Source organism: Lagierella massiliensis, from assembly GCF_001407835.1.
Taxonomy (GTDB): domain Bacteria; phylum Bacillota; class Clostridia; order Tissierellales; family Peptoniphilaceae; genus Mediannikoviicoccus; species Mediannikoviicoccus massiliensis.
Window position 1 is genome coordinate 752,717 of the sequence record NZ_CYUO01000005.1, and the last position, 22,365, is coordinate 775,081.

Here is a 22,365-nt window from a genome sequence, read left to right on the forward strand (position 1 = left end):
TATTTTCATTAAAAATTTTGAGGTCTTTCTACTTTGCCAGACCTTAAACATCTTGTACAAACATTAATTCTCTTAGGTTTACCATCAACAACTGCTTTAACTCTTCTAATATTTGGAGCCCAGCTTCTATTAATTTTTCTATGTGAGAAAGTTAGCTTGCTACCAAAAGATTTGCTCTTTCCACAGATATCACATTTTTTTGCCATTGTTACACCTCCAATCAGTGTTTATTGAATAATAACAATGGTATTATAACAAAATTTTAATACCTTTGCAAACTTAAATGAAAATAGTGTAGAATATAGGATAGGATTAAATACATGCCTATTGGGTATAATTTAATGAGTAACGATTTTAAAATAATTGAAAATGTAATACAATAGTACTTGTTTATAAATAAGGAGGAAATATGTCAGCTTATATTGAAAATGAATTTGGTTTAATAAAAATAGATGACCAGGTTATAGCAACTATTGCCAGTGACGCGGCTATGAAATGTTATGGAGTTGTAGGACTCGTTAATGCTTCTGCATCAGAAAGTATTATTAATTTATTGTCAAAAGAAAGCCTTTCTGAAGGAATAGTTTTAAAAATTGAAGATAATAGTTTGAATATAGATGTATCTGTAATTCTTGAATTTGGTGTTAAAATTGCGGTTGTGTGCCAAAATATTATAGAGACAATTAAATTTCAAGTTGAACACGAAACAGGTATAAGAGTCAATGAAATAAATGTGATAGTTAGAGATATTAGACTCCAAGATCAGGAGGTTAAAAATGTCAATAATAGATGGTAAAGGTTTAAGAAAGATTTTATCAGGGGTTTATTTTAATCTTGATAATCACAAACAAGAATTGAATAGTTTAAATGTGTTCCCTGTTCCCGATGGAGATACAGGAACAAATATGTCCTTAACTTTAAAATCAGCTTACAACAATTTAAAATCAATAGATTCAGATGATTTAGGAGAAATTATAAAAGCTTTTAGTAATGGCTCATTGATGGGTGCCAGAGGTAACTCAGGTGTAATAACTTCTCAAATATTAAGAGGAGTTTCTCAAGGTGTTGCAGATAATAAAAGTATTGATGTTATAGTTCTAAAAGATATTATGGTAAGTGCATGTAAAGTTGCTTATAATGCAGTTATGCAACCAACTGAAGGTACAATTCTTACAGTTATTAGAGGCGCTGCAGAGTTTGCTGAAGAAAACTACCAAAACTATACTGATGTAAATGAGTTTTTTAAAGATATTACTGCAGAAGCTTCAAGGGTTTTAGATACGACACCAGATCTTTTACCAGTTTTAAAACAAGCTGGTGTTGTGGATGCAGGTGGTAGAGGACTTGTTGTAATGATGGAAGGCGCTTTAAATTATAATAATCTTTCAAATTATGACGAAAAGGAAGAAGTTGTAGTAAAAGCTCCTGACCACAATCACCAAAGTGAAGTTTCTGGAGACATTAAATTTGGATATTGTACCGAATTTTTAATTGAATCAAAAAATGGAGATTATTTACAATTTAGAAACACGATCTCAAGCCTTGGAGACTGTTTAATAGTAGTTGGTGGAGAGGGGCTAATAAAGACTCATATTCATACAAATAATCCGGGAAAAGTTTTAGAAGAAGCACTAAAGCTTGGTCAATTAAAAGATATTAAAATCGACAACATGAGAATCCAACATAGTCATGTGGTTATGGGACACGAAGCGGATGTATATTTAGATCCTTATAACGATCCAGACGAGACAAAGAAGTATGGATTTGTTTCGATTTCAACTGGAGATGGATTTGAAAAAATATTTGAAGAGTTAGGAGTAGACCAAATTATATCAGGTGGTCAAACTATGAACCCTTCTACAGAAACTATATTGGATGCTGTAAAGAAGATTAATGCCACTGATATCTTTATTCTACCTAATAATGGAAATATTATTCTTGCGGCAGAGCAAGCTAAAGAGTTATCAGAAAAAAATCTTCATATCTTAAAGACAAAAACTGTCCCTCAAGGTGTCGTTGCACTGTTATCTTTTGATGAAGATAACAGTGTTGAAGAAAACTTTGAAGATATGACAGAAGCTTTAGAGTCAGTTAAGACAGCTCAAGTTACATTTTCAGTTAGAGATACTGAAATGGATGGTTTAAAAATTAAGAAAAATGACTTCATAGGAATTGAAGGTGGAAAAATACTTTCAACTGGAAAGAAACTTAACAAAACTACTTTAGACTTACTTGACAAAGTTATTGATGAAGATGCAAGTCTTGTAACTGTTTATTACGGAAGCGATGTTGAAGATAAAATTATAAATGAACTTGAAAGAAAACTTCAAAGAATTTATAAAGATATTGATATTGAGTTTATCAGAGGAGGTCAACCTCTTTATCACTATATAATATCTGTAGAATAAGAAAGAGCCTTACTTCTGTAAGGCTTTTTAAAATAGAGTTGATTATATGAATTTACAAGAAATAAAAGGTCTTGGGCCAAAGAAAAGAGAATATTTAAATAATCTAAAAATTGAGAATGTTGATGATTTAATTTATCATTATCCATTTAGATATGAAGATCGTAGAGATGTTAAAACAATAGAAGAAGCCTATGGGAAAGAAGACGCTCTATTACATTTGAGTTTGGTAAATAATCCGAGTACGAGATACTTGGGAAGGAATAAAAACATAACTACTGTTAAAGCGACAGATGGGAAATACAAAATTGATTTGACTTGGTTTAATCAACCTTATATAGTAAATAGATTAAAAAGTGGAGAAAATTTTTATGTTTTTGGGAAAGTTGAAAGCTATAAGGGTCAACTAAAGATGACAAGTCCTATAATCAGCAAAACTTTGGGAAATGAACTTGGGAAAATCGTTCCAGTTTATAATTTAACTAAAGGTCTTACTCAAAATGATTTTAGAAATTTTATTAGCCAGGCATTAAAAAAACTAAAATTTGAGGAAAGCTTACCTAAAGATATATTAAATTCTAACAATTTGATGGATTATAGAGAGGCTATTATAAACATTCACTTTCCAAACTCAATGTCATTATTGCAAAAATCCATTGAGAGACTAAAATTTCAAGAGATTTTTTTCTATCAATTATACTTAGATATAAATTTTTCTCAAATAAATAAAGAGGGAATTTCATTTAAAATCGCTCCAGAAGTGGATAATTTTATAAAAAAATTACCTTTTGAATTGACGAATGCACAAAAAAAAGTTGTTGGTGAAATTCTTGAGGATATGAAATCGCCTTTTATTATGAATAGACTATTGCAGGGAGATGTAGGATCAGGAAAGACAATTGTAGCGGCAATAGCTATACTAAATGCATATTACAATGGATATCAATCTGTTTTGATGGCGCCTACAGAAATACTTGCTACTCAGCATTATGATGATCTTAAGAATATGTTTTTAGGTTATGGAATTCGTGTAGGGATATTAAAAGGATCATTAACAAAAAAACGAAAAGAGGAAATGGTTGAAGATATAAAAAAGGGTTTTGTAGATGTTATTGTTTCAACCCACGCTGTACTTGAGGACAATGTAACATTTGAAAATATCGGACTTGTCATTACTGATGAGCAACATAGATTTGGAGTAAAACAGAGAGCTATTTTAACTGGGAAAGGAAATGTAGATACTTTAGTCATGTCTGCTACTCCGATTCCAAGGACTCTTGCGTTGGCAAAATATGGTTCCCTGGACATTTCTATAATCGATGAGTTGCCTAAGGGTAGAAAAAATATTGAAACTTATGCTGTAGGAATGAATTACGAAAAGAGAATAATGAATTTTCTTCTAAAGCATGTAAGTGAAGGCCGCCAATGTTATATTGTATGTCCGTTGATTGAAGAGTCGGAAAATTTAAATTTAACTTCTGTTGAAGAGCTTTATGAAAGACTTAGTGAAACATATTTTAAGAATATAAAGACAGGTTTGATTCATGGTGCTCTAAATCCAAAGATAAAAGACGAAATAATGGAAAGTTTTATTAATAATGAGACAAAGATACTTTTTTCGACAACGGTTATTGAAGTTGGAGTGAATGTTCCAAATGCAAATACAATGGTTATATATAATGCTGACAGATTTGGTTTGTCTCAGCTTCATCAATTAAGGGGCAGAGTTGGGAGAGGAAAATTTCAATCTTATTGTATTTTACTTAATGATTCCAAAAGTCAAATTGCAAGACAGAGAATGAGAATAATGGAATCGACAAACGACGGATTTATTATTGCTAAAAAAGATTTAGAACTTAGAGGATCAGGAGATGTAATTGGATTTAGACAATCGGGAGAAGAACAGTTTAAATTAGTAAACCTATTTGAAGACATAGATATGTTAAAGAAAGTTCAAGATATAACAAGAGATATTTTAGATAATAATAAACTTGAGTCTGTTGAATACAAAGTCTTAAAAGATGAACTTGATAAGTATTCTAAAGATATAGAAGAACAAATTATTTTTAATTGAGGTAAGTTATGAGAGTTATTTCAGGAAAGAAAAAGGGCATGAAGTTACTTAGTACAAAAGATTCTTATACAAGACCTACAGAAGATAGGATAAAGGAATCAATTTTCAATTCCCTTTTTAGTATTGAAGAAGGTTCAAAAGCACTTGACCTATTTGCTGGCACAGGTGGTATTGGAATAGAATTTTTAAGTAGAGGATGTGACTTTGCTGTCTTTTGCGATAAGAGCAGAACAAACATAAACTGTATAAAAGAAAATTTAAAAAAGACAGACCTACTTAACAATGCAAAGATTTTTCATGGAGATAATGAGAGAAATCTTTTTAATATTAAAGCTGAGAACATGAAATTCGATTATATATTTTTAGATCCGCCATATAATCAAATAAATTTATATTATGATAGCTTGGAGTTTATAAAAGAGAATAGTCTTTTAAATGAAGATGGAATTGTTATAGTTGAGAGTGAACAAGAACTTGAGATAGAATACTATGATATAATAAAAATTAAAGAATATGGTAAAAAGATTATATATTTTTTAGGTTTAGGAGAATAAAATGAAGGTAATTTATCCAGGAAGTTTTGACCCGATAACTTTGGGACATTTGGATATTATAGCAAGGGCAGCAAAAAAATTTGACAAGGTATATGTGGCAATACTAAATAATATCAATAAGAATTATATTTTTGATGTGTATGACAGAAAAAAGATTATAGAAGATGCATGTAAGGAAATTCCAAATGTAGAGGTAGTTATTTTTGGAGGATTACTTATAGATCTATGTAGGAAGCTTGATATTTATAATATCCTTAGAGGCTTACGAATGATTTCTGATTATGAGGCAGAAGTTCAAATGGCACTTACAAATAAGTCTATGAATGATAAAATTGAAACTTATTTTATGGTTTCAAGTCCTATGTATTCACATGTAAGTTCTTCTTTAGTAAAAGAAATATTTCATTATGACGGAGATTATAAAAAACTCGTACCAGATTTGGCATATGAAATGTTAAAAAATCTTAAGTAATGAATTTTTATATGTTTCAATTCTTGTATATGTCAAGGTTTTATTATATAATTGGAACAGAATTATAAATTGGAGGTATTTGTATGGATGTAAATCAAATTATCGAAGAGATAGAAGATCTTTTAGATGACGCATCAACAGTTCCTTTTTCAAAGAAAGTTTTAGTAGATGCAGATGATGTTCTTCATCTATTACAACAAATTAGACAAGGACTACCTGGAGAAATTAAACAAGCTCAATGGGTAAACGATGAAAAGGATAAAATTTTAGCAGAAGCTGAAAGAGATGCTGAAGAGATAAGAAATGATGCAGGAAGACAAGCTGATAAGATTATTAATGACGCAAAAGAAACATTTAATAATATGATTAGCGAACATGAAGTTACAAAGAGTGCTAACAGATATGCAGAGGACATTGTAACAAAAGCGGAAAAGAATGCTTTAATTTTAAAGAACGAATCAATGACTTATGTGGATGAGCTATTAGCTACAACACAAGAAAAGTTAAAAGATATTTTATCTGATTTAGACGAAGATAGAAAAGAATTAAAACAAGAATAAATTTTTTGAGATTTACTCATCAAATAATCCTTGATTTTAAAATTTAATAGAGCGATGAAGAGAAAAAAGCATGTAAAGTTTTTACAGAGAGCTGATATTTGGTGGGAATCAGTAAGACTTAATTGTGGGGAATCTTGGAGCTTTTAACTTTAAGAGACGACTAAAGTCGTAATTAGGGTGGAACCGCGGATAACTTTCGTCCCTAGCTTATGCTAGTGTCGAAAGTTTTTTTATTGAAAAGGAGGAGTTATGGATAAAAATATTACCATGGAAGATATAGTATCACTTGCAAAGATGAGGGGATATGTTTTTCCAGGATCAGAAATATATGGTGGATTATCAAATACATGGGATTATGGTCCACTTGGAGTTGAATTAAAAAATAATGTTAAAAAAGCTTGGTGGAAGAAGTTTGTACAAGAAAAAGAGTACAATGTTGGAATTGATGCAGCGATTCTTATGAATCCAGAAGTTTGGGTTGCTTCAGGTCACGTTGGTGGATTTTCAGATCCTCTTATAGATTGTAAAGCTTGTAAGTCAAGATTTAGAGTCGACAAGCTTATAGAAGATTTTTATATGAATGAAAAAGGAGAAGAATTAACAGGGCTTGATGGACTATCAAATGAAGAACTTGTGGAAATTTTAAATAAAGAACAAATTCCATGTCCAAAGTGTGGAAAATTTGATTACACAGATGTTCGTAAATTCAATTTAATGTTTAAGACATTTCAAGGAGTTACAGAAGATACAACTTCTGAAATCTATTTGAGACCAGAAACTGCGCAAGGTATATTTGTTAATTTTAGGAATGTTCAAAGAACTTCAAGAAAAAAAGTTCCTTTTGGAATTGCACAGATAGGAAAGTCATTTAGAAATGAAATCACTCCTGGAAATTTTGTTTTTAGGACAAGAGAATTTGAACAAATGGAATTGGAATTTTTCTGTAAACCAGGAGAAGATTTAGAGTGGTTTAATTATTGGAGAAAGTTCTGTTATGATTTTCTTGTGAACTTAGGAGTTAATGAAGAAAGACTTAGACTTAGAGATCACGATAAAGAAGAGTTATCATTCTATAGTGTTGCTACAACTGACATCGAATACAAATTCCCATTTGGATGGGGAGAACTTTGGGGAATAGCAGATAGAACTGACTACGATTTAAATCAACATATAAATTCAGTTAATGCAGATTTTGTTTATACTGATCCTATTACAAATGAAAAATATGTGCCTTATTGTGTAGAACCTTCAGTTGGTGTAGACAGAATGTTTTTAACTTTCCTATGCAACGCCTATGAAGTTGAAACTCTTGAAGATGGCTCAACAAGAAATGTATTAAAACTTCATCCCGCTTTGGCTCCTTATAAAGCAGCTGTACTTCCACTTACTAAAAAATTATCTGATAAGAGTGATGAAGTATATCAAAAGCTATCAAAAGTATTCAATGTTGACACTGACGTATCAGGTTCAATAGGAAAGAGATATAGAAGACAGGATGAAGCTGGAACTCCTTTCTGTATCACAGTTGATTTTGACACTTTAGAAGATGAAACTGTAACTATCAGACATAGAGATAGCATGGAGCAAGAGAGAGTTAAAATTGATGATTTAATTGAATTTATAGCAGAAAGGTTGGATTTTTAGTGCAAATAGTAGTATATGGTGGTAGCGAATGTCCTATGTGTAAGCCTGCTTCAGAAAAGCTTAAGGAAAATGGAATAAAACATAGTTACAGAGATATTATGAGATCTATTGTAAGATTGAAAGAATTTCTTGCCCTTAGAGATAGTAGGGAAGAGTTTGATAAAATAAAAGAACAAAAAATAGTAGGCATTCCATGCTTTCATCTAATAGATGAGGATAAGATTTCTTTTGATGTAGATGAAGTAATTGAATATGTAAAAGAAAGAGAAAAGTAAGAAGGTATTTATGGAAAATTTGAATCCGATTGAAAACGCCAGGTTGCAATTAAAATCAGCTTGCGAACTTGGAGATATTGATAAAAAAGTATATGAAATTTTGAAAAATCCTCAAAGGGTTATAGAGATTTCAATTCCTGTAAAGATGGATGACGGAAGCATAAAAGTTTTTACAGGTTATAGATCTTGTCATAGTACGGCAATTGGTCCAAGCAAAGGTGGAGTAAGATTTCATCCTAATGTAACAATGGATGAAGTGAAGGCTCTGTCCATGTGGATGAGTTTCAAATGTGGTGTTATGAATTTACCATATGGAGGAGGCAAAGGTGGAATAGAAGTAGATCCATCTGAACTTTCCGAAAGAGAGTTGGAAGAACTTTCCAGAGGTTATATAAGAGGAATTTACAAATACCTTGGTGATGATATTGATATTCCTGCTCCTGATGTAAATACTAATGGAAAAGTAATGGGTTGGATGTTGGATGAATATATAAAATTAACAGGACATCATAGACCTGGAGTATTTACAGGAAAACCAATATCCTTAGGAGGCTCAAAGGGACGAACAGAAGCTACTGGTCTTGGAGTTACGTATATAACGAGAAATATCTGTCATAAAATAGGGTTGAAATTAAGTGAAACCTCTGTAATTTTGCAGGGTTTTGGAAATGTTGGTTCATATACATTCAAGTTTTTAGAGGATATGGGATTCAAAGTTATTGCACTTTTGGAGTGGGATAAAGAAATTGGAGAATATGCTCTTTATAATAAAAATGGAATTTCTTATGAAAAATTATCCAAATTCAAAGAACAAAATGATACTTTAATAGACTTTGAAGGTGCAAACAAAATTAACTCCGAAGAATTTTGGAGTTTGAAAGCCGATATTTTAATACCAGCAGCTTTAGAAAATTCAATAAATGAAGAGATTGCAGAGAAATTAGATGTAAAAGTTATTGTTGAAGGTGCTAACGGACCAGTTACATCAAGTGCAGATGAAATACTAAATGACAGAGGAATAACTATAGTTCCTGATATTTTAGCAAACTCTGGTGGAGTTACAGTGTCATATTATGAATGGGTTCAAAATAAATATGGCTATTACTGGAGTCAAGAAGAAGTTTTTAGTAGGCTTGAGCCTTCTATGAATGAAGCTTTTGAAAATATTTGGAAGATAAAAGAAGAAAAAAATCTAACATTTAGACAAGCGACATATGTGTACTCTTTAATTCGGATTAGTGAAGCTATGAAGTATAGAGGCTGGTTTTAATAGAAATAAAAATGGATTATATAGCAAAAGACAATAAAATAATATTTAGAAATCGATCCTTTAATCCAAAACATATTTTTGAATGTGGTCAGGCATTTCGCTGGGAAAAAAATGAAGATGGATCTTACACAAATGTTGCATTTGGAAGAGTTATAAATGTATCCAAGAAAGATGACATTATAACTTTGGATAATGTTACTGAAGAAGATTTTAATAATATTTGGATTAATTATTTTGATTTAAAAAGGGATTATGATGCTATCAAAGAAAAACTTTCTAATAACAAAACCATGAAAGAAGCAATGGACTTTGGTTATGGCATAAGAATTCTTAACCAGGATCATTTTGAAACCATTATTTCATTTATAATTTCTGCAAACAATCAGATACCGAGAATAAGAAAATCGATTGATATAATCAGTAGAGAATATGGTAAAGAAATAGGAGAATATAATGGTAAAATTTATTATAGTTTTCCTGATTATGAAACATTATCACGAGTAAGAATTGAAGATATAAGAGAAATTTGTAGAGTTGGATTTAGAGATAAAAGAATTGTGGAAACTTCTCAAATGATTTATTCAGGAGAGTTTAACTTAGATGAGTCAAAAAGTTATGACTCTTCTAAACTCTACGAAGAACTTATAAAATTTCCAGGTGTAGGGCCTAAAGTTGCATCATGTATAATGTTGTTTGCATATGGAAAAAGTGAAACTTTTCCAGTTGATGTTTGGATTAAGAGGGTTATGGAAAGTTTATATATTGGACATGAAACTTCTAAGAAGAACATTAGTATCTTAGCCAAAGATATATTTGGAGACTATGGTGGATTTGCTCAACAGTATTTGTTTTACTATGGAAGAGAAAATAAAATTGGTAAGTAGATTTCTAAATTAAGACAGGAGATTTTATGATAGATAAAAAAGAAGTAAAAAGAGTATATGAGATGGCTCATTTGAACATCAAAGATGAAGAGCTTGATAAAATGGAAGAAAAATTTAATACTGTTTTAGATTTTTCAAGGACTATTTTAGAAGTTGATACTAATGATGTTGATATGCTTGAAATTGTTGAAAATCATGAGAGTATTTTAAGAGAAGATAAAGTTTTTGAAAGCATTGACAGGGAAGAGGCTCTTAAGAATGCAAAAGATAGAGAATATGGATATTTTAGATTGAAAAAGGTAATTGAATAATGAATATAAGAGAATTAAGAGAAAAATTTGCAAGTAATGAATTGAGCTTGAAGGCTTATTATGAAGATTTATTTAAAAAGATTGAAGATACAAAAGATTTAAACATATTCATTACTTTTGATAAAGAAGATGTTATTAATCAAATTGAAAAGTTGGAACAAAAACAAGATAAGGGCAAACTTTATGGTGTACCTATAACTTTAAAAGACAATGTTTCATATAAGGGACTTAGAATGACTTGTGGATCTAAATTCTTAGAAAATTTCACGCCTATATTTGATGCAACTTTGGTGAAAAAACTTTTAGAAGAAGATGCAGTTATTTTGGGAAAAGTTAACATGGATGAATTTGCTATGGGTAGTTCTTCAGAAACTTCATTTTTTGGACCTACAAAAAACCCTGTTGATCCAACACTTGTACCAGGAGGGTCTTCATCAGGTTCAGCAGCATCAGTTGCAGCTGATTTAGTTAATGTTTCCATAGGATCTGATACAGGCGGATCTTCGAGACAACCTGCCCAATATTGTAATGTAATTGGATACATGCCAAGCTATGGAACAATATCAAGATCTGGAGTTGTATCTATGGCAAATACATTAGATCAAGTTGGAATACTTGGTAAGAATGTAAGTGATATTGTAGATATAGTAAATGTCATTGGAGGAAATGACAAGATGGATATGACATCTACATTGAAGGAAAAAATAGAGTTTCAATTAGATGAAAATTTTGATTTAAAGGGTAAAAAAATCGGGATTATAGATCTATCACCTTTTGAAATTGATCCAGTTGTAGAAGAGGATTATAAAAGAGGGCTTGAAATTTTAGAAAAAATGGGTGCTGAACTTATAACTTTGAATTTTAAATATCTTAAATATTCAACTTCCATTTACTCTGTTATAACAGCCAGTGAAGTTAGTAGTAACATGTCAAGATTTGATGGAATTAGATATGGATATTTAACTGATAACTATGATAATACAAGAGAGCTTTATACTAATACAAGATCTGAAGCTCTTGGTGAAGAAGTTCAAAGAAGAATTGCCCTTGGAACTATGTTTTTAGCTTCAGATTCAAATCAAGAAGTGTATATTCAAGCTGAAAAGGTTAGAAAATTAATGGCAGAAGAGTTTGAAAGTAAGTTTGAAGAAGTAGACTTCATAATAACTCCTACCGCTACAAATCTACCATGGAAACTTGGAGAAAGAGCGGACGATCCACTTTCTATGTATGACAGTGGAACTTTTAATGTTCCTGTGAACCTATGTGGATTATGTAGTATATCTATTCCTATTAGAAAAGGAATATCTGGTTCCTTACAATTTATAGGAAAAAGATATGATGATGAAAAAATGCTTAACAGTGCATATTCATTAGAGAGGAGTATTAAGAATGAACTATAAAACTCTTATTGGACTTGAAATACATGTTGAACTAAGTACAGATACAAAAATGTTCTGTAGTTGTAAAAATGAATTTGGACTTGCTCCAAACACCGTGGTTTGCCCAATATGTTTAGGACATCCAGGAGCTTTGCCTGTTATGAATAAAAAGGCAGTAGAATATGCCACAATGGCAGGACTTGCTTTTAATTGTGATATTCATCAAAGTTTTAAAATGGATAGAAAAAAATATTTTTATCCAGACTTGACTAAAGGATATCAAATAACACAACAAGACGAACCACTTTGCACAGGTGGATATATTGAAATAAAAGATGGTGAAGAGACTAAAAAAATTAGACTTGAAAGAATTCATATAGAAGAAGACACTGGTAAGTCTATTCACAATGAAGAGGGAAGCACTTTAATGGACTACAATAGAGCGGGAGTTCCTCTAATAGAAATTGTGTCAAAGCCAGATATGAGTTCTGGAGAACAAGCCAGACAATTTTTGACTAATCTAAAAGAGACCTTAAGATTTTTAAATATTTCAGATGTTAAGATGGAACAAGGCTCTTTAAGATGTGATGTAAATATAAATATTTTTTCAGAAGATGGAAGTTTTAAGACTGCAATTTCTGAAATAAAGAACCTAAACTCCTTTAAAGCGGTAGAGAAGGCTATTGAATATGAAGAAAAAAGACATAGAGAAATGGCTAATAAAGGAGAAACTGGATATAAAGAAACAAGAAGATGGGACGATAGCACTTCCTCAACTATTCCTATGCGTAAAAAAGAATCGGGTAATGATTATAGATTTTCAGTTGAGGGAGATATACCAAGAACTGTTTTAAAAGATGATTTTATAGAACAAGTTAAAAATAAACTTCCAGAACTTCCTCAAGAAAAGATGAAGAGATTTTTGAAAGAATATAATTTACCAGAGTATGATTCCGATATTCTTTCAAGAAGTATTGCTCTTTCAAATTATTTTGAAAAATCAGCTAAATTAACAAAGGACCCAGTACTAACAAGCAATTGGTTACTATCAGACGTACTAAGAAGGGTTAATGAAGCTGAAATTGAATTTGAAGACGTTAATATGTCCAGCGAAAACTTTTCAAAACTTTTGATTTTAGTAAAAGAAAAGAAAATTAATAATAATACTGGAAAGAAAGTGTTAAGGAAACTATTTGAAGAGAACTTTGATCCTGAAGAATATGTTAAAGAAAATGGACTTATTCAATTAAGTGATGATGGTTTACTTGAAGAAATAGTCGACAAAGTTCTTTCGGAAAACCCTCAATCAATTGAAGATATTAAAAATGGTAAAGACAGAGCTTTTGGATTCTTGGTTGGGCAATGTATGAAGGCATCTAAAGGCAAGGGAAATCCTCAAAGATTTAATGAACTTATTAGAGAGAAGATTTAATGAAAGATTTAATAGTTGCATCTCATAATAAAGGTAAAATTGAAGAAATAGGTGAAATGTTACAGCACTTGGGTATAAAAGTCATTGGTGTAAATGATTATATTTCCATGGATGAAGTGGAAGAAAATGCTTTAACACTTGAAGGCAATGCAAAGATTAAAGCAGAGTTTATTTTTGACAAAGTAAAAAAAGCAACCCTTGCCGATGATACAGGACTTTTTGTTAGAGCATTAAACAACGAACCAGGAGTTAGAACTGCAAGATATGCTGGAGAAAATCCGACAGAAAAAGATAATAGAGTTAAGTTATTAAAGGAACTTGAAGGCAAAGATGATAGATCAGCTTTTTTTGAAACCGTACTCTATCTTATAGATGACAACGGGAAAGAATATTCTGTAAGTGGAATTTGTGAAGGGAATATTTCTACACAAGAAATAGGAACAAAAGGATTTGGATACGACAGTATATTTATACCAAAAGGGGAAAAAAGAACTTTCGGTGAGTTGTCAATGGAAGAAAAGAATAAATATAGCCACAGAGCTAAGGCCTTAAATAAACTAAATGAATTATTAGTGAGGATATTAGATGAAGATAGGAATAGTAAGTGATACCCATGGCAGTTATAAAGAAGTTGCTAATAGTTTAATAGAAAATAATGTAGATGTTATAATACATCTGGGTGACTTTTCTGATGATGGTAGAGATATAGGAAATTTAACGAATAAACCCATATACTTTGTTAGAGGAAATAACGACTATGTAGCTACAGATGAACCGTCTGAACTTCTTATAAACATTGGAGGCATAGATTTTTTTATAACTCATGGGCATAAGTATAATGTTTATTCTGGGTTGACAAATCTAAAATTTAGAGCTAAGGCCTCAGGTGCGCAAGTAGTTTTGTTCGGACATACACATGTTTATTCAAAAGAGATTTCAGATAATATACTATTTTTAAACCCTGGTAGTCCAAGCTATCCGAGATTTAATGATAAAAAAGGGTATGTAATATTTGATACTGAAAAACTTAAAACAAATAGAATTTATATGGAGGAGAGATAATGGATAGAATTTTAACATCAAATGATTTAGCGGTAAAATTAGAAGAAGATATTATTTCAAGAGTTGATAAGTTAAGAGAAAAAAACGAAGTTCCAAAGCTTGCAATTGTAAGAGTTGGTGAAAATCCTAATGATATTTCTTATGAAAAGAGTTTAATCAAAAAAGGTGAAAAATATAAGATTGATATAAAACAAGTTCTTTTAGACGAATCTATAACTACAGAAGAATTAAAAAGTGAAATAGAAAAACTTAACGATGACGACTCTGTAACAGGTATGATTATCTTTAGACCACTACCTAAACATATTGATGATGAAGTCATTCAACAAACAGTTTGCTGGAAGAAAGATGTAGATTGCATGACACCGACAAATCTTGCGAAGATTTTTCAAGGAGATTTCTCTTCATTCCAACCTGCAACACCATATGCTTCAATGAAAATCTTAGAATATTATGGTATTGACCTCGAAGGTAAGAGCGTTGCGATAGTTAACAGATCAATGGTTCTTGGTAAGCCAATGGCGATGATGGTTTTAGGAAAAAATGGAACACCTACTATTTGTCATTCAAGAACAAAAGATTTAAAGAAGGTTCTTAAAGAAGCCGATGTTGTAGTTACTGCAACAGGAAGAGCAAAGAGTTTAACAAGAGAATTCTTAACAGAGGATTCAATTGTAATTGACGTTGGAGTTTCCATGGGAGAAGATGGAAAACTTTCCGGGGATGCTGACTTTGAAGATCTAAAGGACTATGTAAAAGGCATTACTCCAAGACTTGGAGGAGTTGGAAAGATTACTTCAACATTGTTAATGGATCAAATCGTTCAAGCAAAAGAAAAAAGTTTAAAATAGGATTCAAATTTCCAAAATAAAAGGAGATGTTGTTAAAAAGCAATATCTCCTAATTTTTGTTTATAGTGCAATGTCTTCAAAGAATTTTTCAAATAACAAATGAATATATTCTTGGTCTTTAGAACCTCCCAGCTCTCTCACAGAATGCATTCCAAGAATTGGACATCCCATATCAACAGATTTTATATTTAAATGTGAACTGTTAATTGGTCCAATTGTTGAACCTCCTGGCATATCTGAACGATTTACAAAGTATTGTACAGGAACATCTATGTCTTTAGATAACTTATTTATAAATGAAGCTGACACGCTGTCTGAAGTGTAGCTCATTCTAGCAGCCATTTTTATACATGGTCCTTCGTTTATGATTGGAAAATTAGTTGGGTCGTTCTTCTCAACGTAATTTGGATGAAGGGCATGTGCTTGGTCAGCAGAAATCATAAATGAATTGTCGATTGCTATATCAAAATCTTCAAAGTTTCCACCAGTAGAGTAAACAATTCTTTGGAGAACATCTCTTAAGAAAGGAGAGTCGGCACCTTCTTTTGTCATTGACCCAATCTCTTCGTGATTTGAAATTAATACAACATTTATTCCGCTTTTTGATTTGGAAGTGGTTAAAGCTTCAATAGATGAATATGCCATGCCTAAGTTATCTATTCTACCTATGCTATAGAATTCCTCATTTAATCCTATATATTTTCCTTTTTCTGTATCGTATAAGAATAGGTCAAAGTCTAAAATATTTTCTTTATTAACATTTAATTTTTCTGAAATCAAAGAGATTAACAAGTCATCTTTTTCTAAATCTGAAGCCAACATTCCAAGAATTGGAAGAGTATCCTTTTGAGGATTGTAAGTATATCCTTTATTTATTTCTCTATTCATGTGAATTGCCAAGTTCGGAATTGTAGTAACTGGTTTTTCAAAATCTATTAGCTTGGAAATAATTTTTTTGTTTTCAACAACCGAAACTCTCCCAGCAATTGAAAGGTTTCTATCAAACCATGTACTTAAGATAGGTCCACCATAAACTTCAGTATTTAGTTTTATATACTTATCCTTCTCAATCATAATTGGATTTGGCTTTATTCTAAAAGTAGGTGAGTCGCTATGTGAACCGACAATGTTAAAGTGTGTAAATTTTTTAATATCATTAACAGTAAATGCAATAATTGCAGAATCACCATTGCTTATAAAATACTTTCCATTATTTTTTAATTTCCATTTCTCAGATCTTAAAAGTTCTGTAAAACCATTTTCTTCAAGTCTTTTTCTAATATTTTTATTAACATGATAAACGGATGGGCTGTTATCTATAAAGTCCATAAGTCCATTTACGTATTTGTTCATATAATCACCTCATTTATATTGTACCATTAATTTCAATTTGATTTTACATAGTATTATGGTATAATAAAAATGTCTTCAGGGCGAGGTGTGATTCCTCACCGGCGGTTATAGTCCGCGAGCCTATCAGGTTGATTTGGTGAAATTCCAAAACCGACAGTAAAGTCTGGATGAAAGAAGAATTGTAGCTATTATAGCCCCGAAGTAATACGGGGTTTTTTTTATGCCCCTAATTGTAGGAGGACAATATGAATATTAAAAAGTTGGTAAGAATAGCACTACTTGGTGCTATATCAGGGATTTTGATGATTGCGCTGCACTTTCCACTACCTATGTTTCCACCATTTATGGACATAGACTTTGGAGAAGTGCCAGCACTTATAGCTGGATTTACTATGGGACCATTAGCGGGATTTTATGTTATAATAATTAAGTTGATAGTAAAAATAATTGTACAGTCAACAAGTACGGGATTCATTGGAGAACTATCTAATTTAATTGTATCAAGCGCACTTGTATGTATTTCATCATATCTTTATAGTAAGAAAAAAACAGTTAAGAATTCGATAATTTCTTTAGCTATAGGGGTATTAGCTATGGCAATAATTGCAACTATAAGTAATTATTTCTTTATATTCCCACTATATGGAATGGACATACCTAAATACGCAAAATCATTTAGTAAGATTAATCCGCTTGTAAAGAATTCAGCAACGTTCTTATTTATTGTAATAATCCCGTTTAATATAATAAAGGGATTTCTCAATTCAATCGTAGCAATAGCACTTTTAAAACCGATTGAAAAATATATGAATAGAGCATAAAGAGGAATCGCATGTCGATTCCTTTCTTAATTGGAGAGATATGTATAAATTTAATTCGAATAACTTAGAAGATACAAATGAATTTGCAAAAATCCTATCTAAAGCTTTGACTAAAGGTTCGGTCATATCATTAGTTGGAGATATGGGTGCTGGTAAGACAACTTTTACACAATATCTATTAAAACATTTAGGTGTTTTGGATTATGTTACAAGCCCTACTTTTTCATTGGTTAATACCTACCATGGTAATTTTGAAATAAATCATTTGGATCTGTATAGAATGGAAAATGAAGTTGAAATGGAAACATTGGATATTGATTTATTATTTTATCCTGATGGATTGACTATAATTGAATGGGCTGAAAGAGCAAAGAGCTATCTGCCAAGAAATCTTATAGAAATTCACATTGAGAAGATTACTGATACTGGTAGAGAGTTTACTATTTTAGGAAATAACAGAGAAGAAAAGAGATTGATAGAGAGATTACAATGAAAATTTTAAGTATTGATACATCTGGAATGATATCTTCTTGTAGTGTTATGGAAGACGGGAAGATAATTGGAGAATTTAATATAAATCAAAAAAGAACCCATAGTGAAACTTTGGTTCCAATGATTGAAGAGCTTTTAGAAAAACTTGGCTTAGAGACAAAAGACATTGACCTTTACGCAGTTGGAAAGGGTCCAGGATCTTTTACAGGACTTCGTATAGGAATGACTGTTGCAAAAACATTGGCGATGGTATTTGATAAAGATATAATTGGAGTTTCAACTTTGAAAGCCATTGCAAGAGGAGTTTATTCTCCTGAAAAAATAGTTTCTATTATAGATGCAAGAGGTGGAAGGGTTTATTATGGGATATACCAGTGGAAAGATAAAAAATTGGAGGAAGTTGAAAAAGAAGATTTAATCTATTTTGAAGATTTGGTTGAAAATTTAATAAAATCAAATGAAAAATATCTTTTTGTTGGGGATGTAGATGACTTCATTCATGATATTTCTGAATTAGGATATGAATATATTGAAAACTTAAACACCAATATATCAACTAATATATCCAAAATAGCTTATGAAAAAAAAGATGAGGCTAAAAAGGATTATTTAGATTTAAAACCTGAATACATTAGAAAATCACAGGCCCAAAGGGATCTTGAAAATAAAAATGTTTAGAGTAGAAAAAGTAACTCAAAAAGACGTTAGAATCGTATCTGAAATGGAAAATGAAATTTTCAGTTTTCCATGGGCATACGAATCCTTTGAAACTCTAATCAATAATCCCTGTAATCATTTTTACATTGTATTTGATGACGATGTTCCAGTTGCATATTTTGGAATTATGATTATCATGAACGAGTGTGATATTTATAATATTGCCGTAAGACCAAATTACCAGGGAAGGGGAATAGGAAGCTTTATAATGCAAGAGATAATTAAAATCTGCAGAAAAAACGAAGTGGATACAATTACATTAGAGGTTCGTGAGTTCAATTATAAAGCGATAGGTCTTTATGAAAAATATGGATTTAAACTTATTTCCAGAATAAAAGGGTATTATTCAAAACCATCAGAAGATGGATTATTAATGAGGTTGATTATAGATGAAGAAAAACTTAAAAATTTTAGCGATAGAAACTTCATGCGATGAAACTTCTGTTGCAGTGATAGAAGATGGAAGAAATGTACTTTCAAATGTGATATCTTCTCAAATTTCTACTCATAGAGTTTTTGGTGGAGTTGTACCAGAAATTGCCAGTAGAATGCATCTTGAAAGTATAAATCACATTATAAAAGCATCCCTTGAAGATGCTGGATTAAATTTTTCCGACATTGATGTTGTTGCATGTACAAAGGGTCCAGGATTAATTGGAGCGCTACTTGTAGGAATATCTTCTGCAAAGGCACTTTCATTAGCTCTTGATATACCACTTGTTGGAGTTAATCACATGGAAGGCCATATATGTGCCAACTACTTGGTTCACAAAGACTTAGAACCTCCTTTTGGAGGACTTGTGGTATCAGGTGGTCATACTTATTTGGTAAATGTTAAGGATTATAATGATATAGAAATTATTGGAAGAACAAAAGATGATGCGGCAGGAGAGTGCTTTGACAAGATTGCAAGAGCCCTTGGACTTCCATATCCTGGAGGACCAGAAATTGATAAGAGAGCAAAACTTGGGAATAAGAACGCAATTGATTTTCCAAGACCTCTTATAGACGATAACTCATATGACTTTAGTTATAGTGGGCTTAAGACTGCTGTCCTTAACTATTTAAATCAAAAAAATCAAAAAAATAAAGAGATTGATATAAATGATGTTGCTGCAAGTTTTCAAGAAGCAGTGCTTGATGTGCTTGTTATAAAATCTATTCGAATGATTAAAGAATATAATATGAAAAAATTTATTATTTCTGGAGGAGTTGCAGCAAACACTTCACTTAAAGAAAAACTTCAAAAAGAATGTGATAAGCTTGGAATAGAGCTTTTTTATCCAACCAATATATTTTGTACAGATAACGCTGCAATGATTGGTTCTGCAGCTTATTATAATTATATTAATGGCAAAGTTTCAGAACTTGATTTAAAAGTTTATCCTAACTTGGAGCTTAATGAATAAAAATTTAAAGTAAAAACAAAAGTAGAGATAAAGATTTGCCCTATGTCTCTACTTTTACTTTTCAAGGATATATTATACAATGTAAGTAATTAATGTTTTGGAGGAATTATGAATAAAAAAGTAGTTTTAAGCGGAGTTCAACCCTCCGGTAGTTTAACAATAGGTAATTATTTAGGAGCAATACAAAATTTTTCTAAGCTTCAAGAAGATTATGAATGTATATATGCCATAGCGGACTTACACTCAATTACAGTTCCACAAGTTGCAAAGGATTTAAGAAGAAGGACATATGAAGTCCTTGCACTATACATGGCTTGTAATGTTGACCCTGAAAAGTCAACAATATTTGTGCAATCACATGTGCCTGAGCATCTTGAGCTAAGCTGGGTACTTAGCTCCATTTCATATATGGGTCAACTTAGCAGAATGACACAGTTCAAAGACAAGGCAAAAAAATCTGAAGAAAATTTAAATGCGGCACTTTTTACTTATCCTGTGCTTATGGCGGCGGATATTTTGCTCTATCAAACTGATTTTGTTCCTGTTGGGGAAGATCAAAGACAACATTTGGAACTTGCAAGAGACCTTGCCATAAGATTTAACAGCAAGTACTCTGAAACTTTTAAAGTTCCAGATAACTTAATCAGAAAAGAAACAGGGAAAATTTATAGTCTAAAAGATCCAAGTGTTAAGATGTCTAAGTCAAGTGAAGATGAAAATAGTTATATCTTAATGTTGGATGATCCAAAGACAATTGAAAGGAAAATTAAGAGAGCTGTTACTGACTCAGATGCACATTTTTGTTATAGCGATGATCAACCAGGTTTAAAAAATCTTATTAATATTTACCAAGCTTTTTCAAACGAATCCGTTGAAGATATTGTAAAACAGTATGAAGGTGAAAGCTATGGACCATTTAAGAAAGATTTGGCAGAAATTATAATTGAAAGTTTAAAACCAATTCAAGATGAGTACAGTAGACTTATTAATGATAAAGCATTTTTAGAGGAAGTAATGGCAAAGGGAGCTTCAAAAGCAAGTTACTTAGCTAATAAAACTATAAGAAAAGTTTACAGAAAAGTTGGATTCGTACAAATATAAATTGGAAGTTTTTCGTTTTTTCGCTCTTAATTTTGATATAATAGACAGTAACATAAAACACAAGAGGGTATTATGAGAAGAAAAAGAAAAAAGAAAAAATTTAAGATTACCCCACAGATTCTAATTTTATTTTTATTAGTTTTGGTAGTTTCAAGAAATCTTTATTCAAAACAATTAAAGTCCAAGACTATTGAGCTTAGTGATATAGAAAATTATGAAAACACTTTGTCTCTTACAGGAACTGTTATTAGAGAAGAATATCTAATATCATATGGAGAGATGATAAATACAGATAAAGAAGTTTTAGATAAGATTTCTGCACTGTCTAATATAGGTTCTATTAATGGATTTAAAAACAATTTAGATCTAAATTTAGAAACTTCTAAAGAAAAAGCTGACAATCTTTATAAAATGGAAAATATCTATTACAAAAAGAGTCAAAAAACTAAAGAAGAAAAACTTCAAGATGACACAGAAACAAAGTCTCCAATGGACGCTGAGTATATATATACGAAGGTTAAAGATGGTGAACATAAGAGTTTAAAGAATTTAAACGAATTTGATTATGACTATTTGAAAAAAAATAGAGAAGAACTCAATTATTTAAAAAACAATTACAGTGTAATATCTGAAGTCTTAAGCAAAAATGGTGAAAATTTAAAAGTTCCAGTTTCTGGTGTTCTTTTAAATAAAATTGATGGTTATGAAGATATTTTAAATCCATATGATATAGATTTAGAGAACTTTGAATTTAAGATACCTGATGATGTAAAAGAAGATATGACTATAGACGGATCAAAGATTGTAAATAATAACTTTTTTTATCTGTATTTCAAAACTTTAACCTCAAATTTAAGTAAAGGGTTAGAAGCTGGAGATACAATTAAAATAAAAATTGGAAAAGACTATCTAAATGGAAGAATAGAACAGATATTAGACATAGATAAGGAAACTAAGTTTTTAATTAAGTTTGATGAAGGTTTTAAAATTGTAGAAAATAAAAGATTTTTAAACTTCAAATTGATTAAAGACGAAGAAAAAACTTTTTTAGTTCCAACATCCAGTATTATAGAAAAAGATGGAATTTGGGGAGTTTATGTAAAAAATCCATCAGGAATAGTTAAATTCGTAGCTGTTAAAATCGTTGGTGAAAAAGAAAAGAGCACCTTTGTTTCTGCTGGAAAAGATGGTATGATTACTTTTGGTGGAAAAAATTATGAAACATTAACCTTATATGATGAAGTATTAATTCATCCTAACCTGGTTAAAGATAAAGAATTATTGGAATAGGTGATT

At 31.0% G+C, this 22,365-nt stretch carries 25 protein-coding genes, 1 riboswitch and 1 other annotated feature; of the genes, 23 read left to right on the forward strand and 2 right to left on the reverse strand.

The window, feature by feature from the left end; genetic code table 11:
• Positions 1-8: 8 nt before the first annotated feature.
• The gene (rpmB, locus tag BN2746_RS07185) at positions 9-206 is read right to left on the reverse strand and encodes a 50S ribosomal protein L28 (protein ID WP_055079103.1); all 198 of its coding nucleotides are present in this window, start codon (positions 204-206) and stop codon (positions 9-11) included.
• 203 nt (positions 207-409) lie between these two features.
• Here rpmB and BN2746_RS07190 point away from each other — a divergent pair, with 203 nt between their 5' ends.
• From BN2746_RS07190 to BN2746_RS07265, 16 genes are all read left to right on the forward strand, one after another.
• A complete protein-coding gene (locus tag BN2746_RS07190; RefSeq protein ID WP_055079104.1) occupies positions 410-796 on the forward strand; it encodes an Asp23/Gls24 family envelope stress response protein in 387 nt (128 codons plus the stop codon).
• Positions 777-2,408: a DAK2 domain-containing protein gene (locus BN2746_RS07195; RefSeq protein ID WP_055079105.1), complete on the forward strand. Its 1,632-nt coding sequence runs from the start codon at positions 777-779 to the stop codon at positions 2,406-2,408. The genes BN2746_RS07190 and BN2746_RS07195 overlap by 20 nt, the downstream gene beginning before the upstream one ends.
• A gap of 46 nt (positions 2,409-2,454) precedes the next feature.
• Positions 2,455-4,479 (forward strand): ATP-dependent DNA helicase RecG, encoded by a 2,025-nt coding sequence (gene recG, locus BN2746_RS07200; RefSeq protein WP_055079106.1) that lies wholly within the window; start codon positions 2,455-2,457, stop codon positions 4,477-4,479.
• A gap of 8 nt (positions 4,480-4,487) precedes the next feature.
• Positions 4,488-5,033, forward strand: a complete 546-nt coding sequence (gene rsmD, locus BN2746_RS07205) for a 16S rRNA (guanine(966)-N(2))-methyltransferase RsmD (protein ID WP_055079107.1) — start codon at positions 4,488-4,490, stop codon at positions 5,031-5,033.
• 1 nt (position 5,034) lies between these two features.
• Positions 5,035-5,505: a pantetheine-phosphate adenylyltransferase gene (coaD, locus tag BN2746_RS07210; RefSeq protein WP_055079108.1), complete on the forward strand. Its 471-nt coding sequence runs from the start codon at positions 5,035-5,037 to the stop codon at positions 5,503-5,505.
• 83 nt (positions 5,506-5,588) lie between these two features.
• Complete coding sequence (locus BN2746_RS07215) at positions 5,589-6,065, forward strand: hypothetical protein (protein ID WP_055079109.1); 477 nt, start codon at positions 5,589-5,591, stop codon at positions 6,063-6,065.
• Positions 6,066-6,110: 45 nt separating this feature from the next.
• Positions 6,111-6,272: a binding site (T-box leader), on the forward strand.
• A 42-nt stretch (positions 6,273-6,314) separates the two neighbouring features.
• Entirely contained in the window at positions 6,315-7,709 is a 1,395-nt protein-coding gene (locus BN2746_RS07220) for a glycine--tRNA ligase (protein ID WP_055079110.1), read from the forward strand.
• Positions 7,709-7,984 (forward strand): glutaredoxin domain-containing protein, encoded by a 276-nt coding sequence (locus BN2746_RS07225; protein WP_055079111.1) that lies wholly within the window; start codon positions 7,709-7,711, stop codon positions 7,982-7,984. The genes BN2746_RS07220 and BN2746_RS07225 overlap by 1 nt, the downstream gene beginning before the upstream one ends.
• Positions 7,985-7,994: 10 nt before the next feature.
• Positions 7,995-9,254: a Glu/Leu/Phe/Val family dehydrogenase gene (locus tag BN2746_RS07230; RefSeq protein ID WP_055079112.1), complete on the forward strand. Its 1,260-nt coding sequence runs from the start codon at positions 7,995-7,997 to the stop codon at positions 9,252-9,254.
• Between the two features lie 11 nt (positions 9,255-9,265).
• Positions 9,266-10,138: a DNA-3-methyladenine glycosylase family protein gene (locus tag BN2746_RS07235; protein WP_055079113.1), complete on the forward strand. Its 873-nt coding sequence runs from the start codon at positions 9,266-9,268 to the stop codon at positions 10,136-10,138.
• A 26-nt stretch (positions 10,139-10,164) separates the two neighbouring features.
• Positions 10,165-10,449, forward strand: coding sequence for an Asp-tRNA(Asn)/Glu-tRNA(Gln) amidotransferase subunit GatC (gatC, locus tag BN2746_RS07240; protein ID WP_055079114.1), 285 nt, complete (start codon positions 10,165-10,167; stop codon positions 10,447-10,449).
• Positions 10,449-11,852, forward strand: a complete 1,404-nt coding sequence (gene gatA, locus BN2746_RS07245) for an Asp-tRNA(Asn)/Glu-tRNA(Gln) amidotransferase subunit GatA (RefSeq protein WP_055079115.1) — start codon at positions 10,449-10,451, stop codon at positions 11,850-11,852. The genes gatC and gatA overlap by 1 nt, the downstream gene beginning before the upstream one ends.
• Positions 11,842-13,263, forward strand: coding sequence for an Asp-tRNA(Asn)/Glu-tRNA(Gln) amidotransferase subunit GatB (gene gatB, locus BN2746_RS07250; protein WP_055079116.1), 1,422 nt, complete (start codon positions 11,842-11,844; stop codon positions 13,261-13,263). The genes gatA and gatB overlap by 11 nt, the downstream gene beginning before the upstream one ends.
• Positions 13,263-13,871, forward strand: a complete 609-nt coding sequence (gene rdgB, locus BN2746_RS07255) for an RdgB/HAM1 family non-canonical purine NTP pyrophosphatase (RefSeq protein ID WP_055079117.1) — start codon at positions 13,263-13,265, stop codon at positions 13,869-13,871. Before gatB ends, rdgB begins: the two co-directional genes overlap by 1 nt.
• Positions 13,849-14,325 (forward strand): metallophosphoesterase family protein, encoded by a 477-nt coding sequence (locus BN2746_RS07260; RefSeq protein ID WP_055079118.1) that lies wholly within the window; start codon positions 13,849-13,851, stop codon positions 14,323-14,325. The genes rdgB and BN2746_RS07260 overlap by 23 nt, the downstream gene beginning before the upstream one ends.
• Positions 14,325-15,176, forward strand: a complete 852-nt coding sequence (locus tag BN2746_RS07265) for a bifunctional 5,10-methylenetetrahydrofolate dehydrogenase/5,10-methenyltetrahydrofolate cyclohydrolase (protein WP_055079119.1) — start codon at positions 14,325-14,327, stop codon at positions 15,174-15,176. Before BN2746_RS07260 ends, BN2746_RS07265 begins: the two co-directional genes overlap by 1 nt.
• A 60-nt stretch (positions 15,177-15,236) precedes the next feature.
• On the opposite strand, the gene BN2746_RS07270 is transcribed toward BN2746_RS07265, so the two are convergent.
• On the reverse strand, positions 15,237-16,529 hold the full coding sequence (locus BN2746_RS07270; protein ID WP_055079120.1) for a M18 family aminopeptidase: 1,293 nt from the start codon (positions 16,527-16,529) through the stop codon (positions 15,237-15,239).
• Between the two features lie 67 nt (positions 16,530-16,596).
• A riboswitch (FMN riboswitch) is annotated at positions 16,597-16,712 on the forward strand.
• Between the two features lie 62 nt (positions 16,713-16,774).
• Here BN2746_RS07270 and BN2746_RS07275 point away from each other — a divergent pair.
• The 7 genes from BN2746_RS07275 to BN2746_RS07305 all read left to right on the forward strand — a co-directional run bounded on the left by BN2746_RS07275 (position 16,775) and on the right by BN2746_RS07305 (position 22,359).
• Complete coding sequence (locus BN2746_RS07275) at positions 16,775-17,350, forward strand: ECF transporter S component (protein ID WP_055079121.1); 576 nt, start codon at positions 16,775-16,777, stop codon at positions 17,348-17,350.
• Between the two features lie 40 nt (positions 17,351-17,390).
• Positions 17,391-17,843, forward strand: a complete 453-nt coding sequence (gene tsaE / locus BN2746_RS07280; RefSeq protein ID WP_055079122.1) for a tRNA (adenosine(37)-N6)-threonylcarbamoyltransferase complex ATPase subunit type 1 TsaE — start codon at positions 17,391-17,393, stop codon at positions 17,841-17,843.
• Entirely contained in the window at positions 17,840-18,520 is a 681-nt protein-coding gene (gene tsaB / locus BN2746_RS07285; protein ID WP_055079123.1) for a tRNA (adenosine(37)-N6)-threonylcarbamoyltransferase complex dimerization subunit type 1 TsaB, read from the forward strand. Before tsaE ends, tsaB begins: the two co-directional genes overlap by 4 nt.
• A complete protein-coding gene (gene rimI / locus BN2746_RS07290; RefSeq protein ID WP_077064969.1) occupies positions 18,513-18,995 on the forward strand; it encodes a ribosomal protein S18-alanine N-acetyltransferase in 483 nt (160 codons plus the stop codon). Before tsaB ends, rimI begins: the two co-directional genes overlap by 8 nt.
• A complete protein-coding gene (tsaD, locus tag BN2746_RS07295) occupies positions 18,949-19,968 on the forward strand; it encodes a tRNA (adenosine(37)-N6)-threonylcarbamoyltransferase complex transferase subunit TsaD (RefSeq protein WP_055079125.1) in 1,020 nt (339 codons plus the stop codon). The genes rimI and tsaD overlap by 47 nt, the downstream gene beginning before the upstream one ends.
• 108 nt (positions 19,969-20,076) lie before the next feature.
• On the forward strand, positions 20,077-21,069 hold the full coding sequence (trpS, locus tag BN2746_RS07300; protein ID WP_082420231.1) for a tryptophan--tRNA ligase: 993 nt from the start codon (positions 20,077-20,079) through the stop codon (positions 21,067-21,069).
• A gap of 72 nt (positions 21,070-21,141) precedes the next feature.
• On the forward strand, positions 21,142-22,359 hold the full coding sequence (locus BN2746_RS07305; RefSeq protein WP_055079127.1) for an HlyD family efflux transporter periplasmic adaptor subunit: 1,218 nt from the start codon (positions 21,142-21,144) through the stop codon (positions 22,357-22,359).
• Positions 22,360-22,365 lie beyond the last annotated feature (6 nt).